We start from the raw sequence: 7,495 nt of genomic DNA on the forward strand, positions 1-7,495 counted from the left end.
CCGGACGAACGACCTTGGCCCCGTCCGGGGAGGCTGGTAGCCCTTGTGGTGCCCGACGAGGTGAGCCGCGGCGGCATCTCCGAGGAGGGCCGGGGTTCGGGGCGGAGCCCCGAGGTCTTCAAGGTCTGACGCTCTCCAAGCGTGGCCGGCCGGCCCGGCCGATGCCGGCCGAAGGTCGCCAGCAGGCCGGGGCCGGGCCGGCGCGGCCCGCTTGCGGGCCGCCTTGAATTCGGGCCGCCCAAATCGGCGGCCGGGGTCCGGGTCGTCGCCCTGCCGGCCGCCGCCGTGGAGGCCCTGCGGGAGCATCTGGCCGAGTTCACCGCCGCTGACGCTGACGCCCTGGTCTTCACTGGCGACAAGGGCGCACTACTGCGATCCGGCAACTTCGGCCGTGCGGTCAAGTGGACGCGAACAGTCGCAGCGCTCGGACTGCCCGGCTTCCACTTCCACGACCTGCGCCACACCGGCAACACCCTCGCCGCAGCGTCCGGGGCCAGCACGCGGGAGCTGATGCACCGCATGGGGCACGCGAGCATGCGCGCGGCGTTGATCTACCAGCACGCGACCAGCGAGCGGGACCGCGAAATCGCCTCGGCAATGGACCGGCGGATCGTCCGGCAGGCGCGGCGCAAGGGCGGCCAGAGCAGCTAATGGCCCGTGGATGGCCCGCAAGATCGGAGCGGGGGAGTGGCCGACCGGCCCAGGTTCGGGGGACGCAACCTCTGACCTGGGTCGGAGGCCGTTGGAGCGGGCGACGGGAATCGAACCCGCACCGTCAGTTTGGAAGACTGAAGCTCTGCCATTGAGCTACGCCCGCGTACGCCCCGACACACGCGGGGCGCGCCCGACAGCCTACCCAATCTCCCCGTCGCCCGCGCAGCCCCACCCGCGGCCCCGGCTCCGCCGCCGCCGGCCAAGATCCGCACTGTTTCCGGGAAGTTGTGGCCTCCCCGACGCCCGGAGACAGCACTATCCACGAAGTTGTCCCCTCGGAGCGCCCTCGGAACGCCCTCGGAACGCCCGCGCGGCGCCTCTCGGGCGCCCGCGCGGCGCCCGCCGGCCGGGTGGTAGGGGATGAAGTGTCGGGTTGGCCGTGCCCCGAGGCCCGGGCCGGGGCGCGACGGCATACACTCTTCGACGCCACGGGGTGTGGCGCAGCTTGGTAGCGCACTCGCTTTGGGAGCGAGGGGCCGTGGGTTCAAATCCCGCCACCCCGACTGTCGTCCGCGGCCGGGTCGCCTCCCGGGCACCGCTCGATTCCGGGCGGTCCCTGGGCGCTGCCGGAGGGCCGGGCCGGCTCGCCTACACTCGATGGGCTGAATCCACGCCCAGACTCAACTGAGATCCGTCAAGGAGTACGCCTGTGAAGAGCACCGTCGAGACTCTGAGCCCGACGCGCGTGCGGCTCGCCATCGAGGTGCCGTTCGTCGAGCTCGAGCCGAGCCTCAAGAAGGCGTACCGGGAGATCGGCCAGCAGGTCCAGGTTCCCGGCTTCCGCCGGGGCAAGGTGCCGCCCGCGGTGATCGACCAGCGGGTCGGCCGGGGCACCGTCCTCAACGAGGCGGTGCAGGAGGCTATCCCGCAGAACATCCTCGCCGCGGTGCGCGAGCACGACCTGAAGACCCTCGGCCGCCCCGAGGTCGAGATCACCGAGTTCGCCGACGGCGACTCGCTGAACTTCACCGCCGAGGTCGACGTACGGCCGGAGATCACCCTCCCCGACCTCGCCACCGTCGAGGTGACCGTCGACGAGCTCAAGATCGACGAGAGCGAGATCGACGAGCAGGTGAAGAACCTGCGCGAGCGGTTCGCGACCCTCAAGACCGTCGAGCGGGCCGCCCAGGAGGGCGACTACGTGCAGATCGACCTGCACGCGACCGTCGACGGGGAGGACGTGCCGGGCGGGTCGGCGACCAACATCTCGCACGAGGTCGGCAGCAAGCAGCTCCTGCCGGGCCTGGACGAGGCCGTGGTCGGCCTCGCGGCCGGCGACAGCACCACGTTCAGCACCCAGCTCGTGGGCGGCGAGTTCGCCGGCCGTGACGCCGAGGTCTCGGTGACGGTGCGGACGGTGAAGGAGAAGGAGCTGCCGGAGCTGGACGACGAGTTCGCCCAGATGGCGAGCGAGTTCGACACCATGGACGAGCTCCGCGCCGACCTGCGGGAGCGGGTGAGCCGGGGCAAGCAGGTCGAGCAGATCTACGCCGCCCGTGACAAGGCGCTCGAGCAGCTGGTGGCGGCGGCCGAGGTGCCGGCCCCGGAGGGGGTCGTCCGCGAGGAGGTCGCGAGCCGCAAGCAGGCCATGATCGACCAGCTGGAGCGGATCGGCGCCACCCTGGAGGACTACCTGGCCTCCGAGGAGAAGACGGAGGAGCAGATCGACGCCGAGCTCACCGAGGCGGCGACCGAGGGCGTGAAGATCCAGCTGCTGCTGGACACCCTGGCCGACGCCGAGGACGTCCAGGTCTCCGACGACGAGTTCGGCCACGAGATCGTGCACCGGGCCCAGCGCGCCGGGATGGCCCCGCAGCAGTACTACGACCAGCTGGTGCGCTCCGGCGCGGCGCCCGCCGTCTACGGCGACGTCCGGCGGGGCAAGGCGCTCGCCTCCGTCATGGAGCGGATCACGATCAAGGACACCGCCGGCAACGAGGTCACCCTCGACGCCCTGCGGGCCGCCAACGAGGCCGAGCACCAGCACGACCACGAGCACTGATCGTCGGGTGAGGCCGCCGTCCGCCACGCGTGGCAGACGGCGGCCGAAACCCTTTTCCGGGTACGTCCCGAGGGTGGCTGCGCTGTGAGCGAACAGTGCCACGACCGGGACTCTGCCGCCCGGCCGAGCGGTTAGGGTCGGGTAGGACGGTACGGAGAGCGAAGGGCTGCCATGACCGACATGCACATCCCACCGAAGCCGCTCCGGGCGATCGACGCCCGAGGTGGCGACAACATTGGCAACCTCGACGACTCGGTCTACAACCGGTTGCTCAAGGAGCGGATCATCTTCCTGGGCAGCGAGGTGACCGACCAGGTCGCCAACCGCATCTGCGCGCAGCTGCTGCTGCTCGCCGCGGAGGACCCGGACCGCGACATCAACCTCTGGATCAACTCGCCGGGTGGCTCGGTCTACTCCGGCATGGCGATCTACGACACGATGCAGTTCATCGACAACGACGTCTCGACCGTGGCGATGGGCATGGCCGCCTCCATGGGGCAGCTGCTGCTCTGTGCGGGCACCAAGGGCAAGCGTTACGCCCTGCCGCACGCGCGGATCATGATGCACCAGCCGTCGGGTGGCGTGGGCGGCACGGCCGCCGACATCGCCATCCAGGCGGAGCAGATGCTCTACACGAAGCGGATGTTCCAGGAGCGGGTCGCCTTCCACACCGGTCAGACCCCCGCGCAGATCGAGGCGGACTCGGACCGCGACCGTTGGTTCACGGCCCAGGAGGCCGTCGACTACGGCTTCATCGACAAGGTCATCACCGGAGCCGCCCAGGTTCCGGAAGGTGCCGGGACTCTGAGCTGAGGAGCTGACGATGACCGACCTGAGCTTGCCGCCCCAGTTCGCGGCCGTGCACAACCGTTACGTGCTGCCGTCGTTCGTCGAGCGCACGTCGTACGGGGTGAAGGAGTCCAACCCGTACAACAAGCTCTTCGAGGACCGGATCATCTTCCTCGGCGTGCAGGTGGACGACGCGTCGGCCAACGACGTGATGGCCCAGCTGCTGACGCTGGAGGGCACCGACCCGGATCGCGACATCATCATGTACATCAACTCGCCGGGTGGCTCGTTCACGGCCATGACGGCGATCTACGACACCATGCAGTACGTCCGGCCGGACATCCAGACCGTCTGCCTCGGGCAGGCCGCCAGCGCCGCCGCCGTGCTGCTCGCGGCGGGCACTCCGGGCAAGCGGATGGCCCTGCCGAACTCGCGGATCATCATCCACCAGCCGGCCACCGAGGGCGGCTACGGGCAGGGCTCGGACATCGAGATCCAGGCCCGGGAGATCCTCCGGATGCGTACGCAGCTGGAGGAGATGATCTCGCGGCACGCCAACCAGTCGATCGAGAAGGTCCGCAAGGACATCGATCGTGACAAGATCATGACGGCCGAGGAGGCCCGTGAGTACGGGCTGGTCGACACGATCCTGACCAGCCGCAAGAAGGGCCTGCTGGCCGCCAACGCCGCCAGCTGACCAGTGCCGGGTCGGAGGTCGGTCGGGACGGCGATCCCGGCCGACCTCTGACACACCCGTTTTGGGGGTCGGAGAAAACTCCGCCAGCGGGTAACGTCGGGTCTGTACCGCTTCGCTGGTCGGACCGGCGGGGTGAACAAGACGGCGGGGCGCAGCCGCCGCGGGTCATGGCCGGGTCCCCGGCCGGTTGAGTGCAGGGAGAACGTAGGTGGCACGGATCGGTGACGGCGGCGACCTACTGAAGTGCTCCTTCTGTGGCAAGTCGCAGAAGCAGGTCAAGAAGTTGATCGCGGGCCCCGGGGTCTACATCTGCGACGAGTGCATCGATCTCTGTAACGAGATCATCGAGGAGGAGCTGGCCGAGTCCGGCGAGGTGAAGTGGGAAGAGCTTCCCAAGCCGATGGAGATCTGCCAGTTCCTCGACAACTACGTCGTCGGGCAGGACCAGGCCAAGAAGGCACTCTCCGTAGCGGTCTACAACCACTACAAGCGGATCCAGGCCGAGGCGGCCGGCGGGCCCGGCTCCGACGCCGTCGAGGTGGCCAAGTCCAACATCCTGCTGCTCGGGCCGACCGGCTGCGGTAAGACGCACCTGGCCCAGACCCTCGCGCGGATGCTGAACGTGCCGTTCGCGATCGCCGACGCCACCGCGCTCACCGAGGCGGGCTACGTCGGCGAGGACGTGGAGAACATCCTCCTCAAGCTCATCCAGGCCGCCGACTACGACATCAAGCGCGCCGAGACCGGCATCATCTACATCGACGAGGTCGACAAGATCGCCCGCAAGTCGGAGAACCCGTCGATCACCCGGGACGTCTCCGGCGAGGGTGTCCAGCAGGCGCTGCTCAAGATGCTCGAGGGCACCGTGGCGAACGTGCCGCCCCAGGGCGGCCGCAAACACCCGCACCAGGAGTTCATCCAGATAGACACCACCAACGTGCTTTTCATCTGTGGTGGGGCCTTCGCGGGTCTGGAGCAGATCATCGAGGCGCGCACCGGGCACGGTGGCACCGGCTTCGGCGCGCGGCTCCGGGCCGTCTCGGACCGCTCGACCGACGACATCTTCAGCCAGGTGATGCCGGAGGACATGCTCAAGTTCGGGCTGATCCCCGAGTTCATCGGCCGGCTTCCGGTGATCACGAGCGTGCGGAGCCTGGACCGCAACGCCCTGGTGCGGATCCTCACCGAGCCCCGCAACGCGCTGGTCCGGCAGTACCAGCGCCTGTTCGAGCTGGACGGGGTCGAGCTGGAGTTCGAGCCGGCCGCGCTCGAGGCCATCGCCGACCAGGCCATGCTCCGCGGCACCGGCGCCCGCGGACTGCGGGCGATCATGGAAGAGGTCCTGCTCTCCGTGATGTACGAGGTGCCGAGCAACCCCGACGCCGCCCGGGTCCTGATCACCCGCGAGGTCGTCCTCGAGAACGTCAACCCGACGATCGTGCCTCGCGAGTTCACCGGCCGGCGCGCCCGCCGGGAGCGCGAGGAGAAGTCCGCCTGACCGGGGCGCCGCAGGCACGGGTACGCCGCCGCGAGGCGAGTGAGGGCGGCACGTCCGTCCCTGTCCCGGTCGGCTGCGTCCCCGTACGCTGAGGCTCATGCGTGTCGCCGTCTGCCAGCTGAACGCGCGGGAGGACCGCAAGGCCAACCTCGCCGCCGCGGAGTCGTTGCTGGAACGCGCCGCCGTCGGCGGCGCGGACCTCGCCGTCCTTCCCGAGTACGTCGACTACCTGGGTCCGGCGGCGGGCATGCCCGAGCCGGAGCCGGTCGACGGCGAGGTCGGCACGTTCTTCGCCGGCGTCGCGCGCCGGCTGGGCATGTGGCTGGTCGCCGGATCGTTCCACGAGGCCGGGCCGGACCCGGAGCACACGTGGAACACGTCGCTGGTCTTCGACCGCACCGGGGCGCTCGCCGCCAGCTACCGGAAGATCCACCTGTACGACGTGGAGATTCCCGGCCGGGTCTCCTACCGCGAGTCGGCGACGGTGGCCCCGGGCGACCAGCCGGTGGTGGTGACGGTGGAGGATGTCCGGGTCGGGCTGTCGATCTGCTACGACCTGCGCTTCCCGGAGCTGTACCGCCGGCTGGCCACCGACGGCGGCGCCCGGGTGCTGGTGGTGCCCGCCGCCTTCATGCTGCACACCGGGCGGGACCACTGGGAAGTGCTGTTGCGTGCCCGTGCCATCGAGAACCAGTGCTACGTGCTGGCCGCCGGCCAGATCGGTGACCACGAGCCGGGGCGGACGTGCTTCGGGCGGAGCATGGTCGTCGACCCGTGGGGCACCGTCCTCGCGCAGGCGCCGGACGAGCCCGGCGTCACCTTCGCCGAGCTGGATCTCGACCGGCTCGCCACGATCCGGGCCGAGCTGCCCAGCCTCGCCAACCGGCGGCTCTGACGCGGCGTCCGCCGTCAGCCCTGCAGGAGCACCCCCACGACCGCGAATCCGACGATGGCGGCGGCCGTGACGAGGAGGGCCGTCGTCATGCGGGACCGGCCCCGCCGGGCCAGGCGACGGACGGAGAGCAGCAGTACGACGAGGACGAAGGCGCCGATCACCAGCTGCCAGAACGGCAGAAGGAGCCCGAGCAGCGCCTCCTCGGCGAGTGGGGCGGCCGGCAGCCGGTGGACGTCATCCATGCCAGACACTGTGGCACGCGGGAGCGCCCGGTGCGCAGGGCCGCGCTCGCGAACGACCAGCCCGGCGGGCGGGAACAGCCTCGCGGGCTGTGGCGTTGGACCTTCGCGACCGGTCGCACCAGGGCCGCGGGTCGGACGTGCCGCCGGGGACCGCGGGCGGTCGTTCGGGCGGGCAGGGACCGCCGGACAACCGCCGCCGACAGTGCGCGGCGTGCCGCCGGCGGTCTGGCAGACGGGTCGCGTACCGAGCAGTGACGGACGTTGATTTGCCTTCTCCGGGCCGTCCGCGTAACTTTCTCTCTGCACGCGGGAGGCCGGGCAAACCGGCCGACAACGGGCACCAGGCTCGGGGCGGAGACGCCGACCGAGGCTGGACCGGGCGGTGCGGGGCAGTTCCGAGAGATTCGGGGTTGCGGCCGCGAAGCCGACCGGGTAAAGTTCTGGAGCCGGCAGGAGCCGGGCGGGTGGCCGCGAAAGCGGTGCCGGCCGGTCTGCGGTTCTCCCACGACAGCAACGACCGCCGACTTTCGGCGTGCGTCGGCGTGGGATCCCGAACCAGTCAGTTCGATCACCCCACGCGGGGGTTGGCGTTCCTGACCGGGACGGGTAGGTTGGAACGGTTGCCCCGAGAGGGGTCCCGCAGCGCGGGGCCTTGATC

The 7,495-nt window shown here is 70.3% G+C and carries 7 protein-coding genes and 2 tRNA genes; 7 read left to right on the forward strand and 2 right to left on the reverse strand.

Annotated elements, in window-relative coordinates:
* Positions 1 to 141: 141 nt before the first annotated feature.
* On the forward strand, positions 142 to 651 hold the full coding sequence (locus OG994_RS31455; RefSeq protein WP_328851817.1) for a tyrosine-type recombinase/integrase: 510 nt from the start codon (positions 142 to 144) through the stop codon (positions 649 to 651).
* A 92-nt stretch (positions 652 to 743) separates the two neighbouring features.
* Here OG994_RS31455 and OG994_RS31460 read toward each other — a convergent pair.
* A tRNA-Gly gene (locus OG994_RS31460) sits at positions 744 to 817 on the reverse strand.
* Positions 818 to 1,143: 326 nt separating this feature from the next.
* Here OG994_RS31460 and OG994_RS31465 point away from each other — a divergent pair.
* The 6 genes from OG994_RS31465 to OG994_RS31490 all read left to right on the forward strand — a co-directional run bounded on the left by OG994_RS31465 (position 1,144) and on the right by OG994_RS31490 (position 6,595).
* Positions 1,144 to 1,217 (forward strand) — tRNA-Pro (locus OG994_RS31465).
* Between the two features lie 146 nt (positions 1,218 to 1,363).
* Positions 1,364 to 2,716, forward strand: a complete 1,353-nt coding sequence (gene tig, locus OG994_RS31470; protein ID WP_120331763.1) for a trigger factor — start codon at positions 1,364 to 1,366, stop codon at positions 2,714 to 2,716.
* 171 nt (positions 2,717 to 2,887) lie between these two features.
* Positions 2,888 to 3,529: an ATP-dependent Clp protease proteolytic subunit gene (locus OG994_RS31475; protein ID WP_120331764.1), complete on the forward strand. Its 642-nt coding sequence runs from the start codon at positions 2,888 to 2,890 to the stop codon at positions 3,527 to 3,529.
* A gap of 10 nt (positions 3,530 to 3,539) precedes the next feature.
* The gene (locus tag OG994_RS31480; protein ID WP_120331765.1) at positions 3,540 to 4,202 is read left to right on the forward strand and encodes an ATP-dependent Clp protease proteolytic subunit; all 663 of its coding nucleotides are present in this window, start codon (positions 3,540 to 3,542) and stop codon (positions 4,200 to 4,202) included.
* 208 nt (positions 4,203 to 4,410) lie between these two features.
* Complete coding sequence (clpX, locus tag OG994_RS31485; protein ID WP_120331766.1) at positions 4,411 to 5,700, forward strand: ATP-dependent Clp protease ATP-binding subunit ClpX; 1,290 nt, start codon at positions 4,411 to 4,413, stop codon at positions 5,698 to 5,700.
* Positions 5,701 to 5,797: 97 nt separating this feature from the next.
* A complete protein-coding gene (locus tag OG994_RS31490; protein ID WP_328851818.1) occupies positions 5,798 to 6,595 on the forward strand; it encodes a carbon-nitrogen hydrolase family protein in 798 nt (265 codons plus the stop codon).
* 14 nt (positions 6,596 to 6,609) lie between these two features.
* On the opposite strand, the gene OG994_RS31495 is transcribed toward OG994_RS31490, so the two are convergent.
* Positions 6,610 to 6,837 carry a hypothetical protein gene (locus OG994_RS31495; RefSeq protein ID WP_120331768.1) on the reverse strand — a complete coding sequence of 76 codons (228 nt, stop codon included), beginning with the start codon at positions 6,835 to 6,837 and terminating at the stop codon, positions 6,610 to 6,612.
* Positions 6,838 to 7,495 lie beyond the last annotated feature (658 nt).

The organism is Micromonospora globbae (assembly GCF_036184225.1).
GTDB lineage: Bacteria > Actinomycetota > Actinomycetes > Mycobacteriales > Micromonosporaceae > Micromonospora > Micromonospora globbae.

What these genes read in the sequence shown, in the direction of transcription:
- OG994_RS31475 (WP_120331764.1), top strand. Translation starts at nt 2,888, where the DNA reads ATGACCGACATGCACATCCCACCGAAGCCGCTCCGGGCGATCGACGCC.
- OG994_RS31480 (WP_120331765.1), top strand. Translation starts at nt 3,540, where the DNA reads ATGACCGACCTGAGCTTGCCGCCCCAGTTCGCGGCCGTGCACAACCGT.
- OG994_RS31490 (WP_328851818.1), top strand. Translation starts at nt 5,798, where the DNA reads ATGCGTGTCGCCGTCTGCCAGCTGAACGCGCGGGAGGACCGCAAGGCC.
- OG994_RS31495 (WP_120331768.1), bottom strand. Translation starts at nt 6,837, where the DNA reads ATGGATGACGTCCACCGGCTGCCGGCCGCCCCACTCGCCGAGGAGGCG.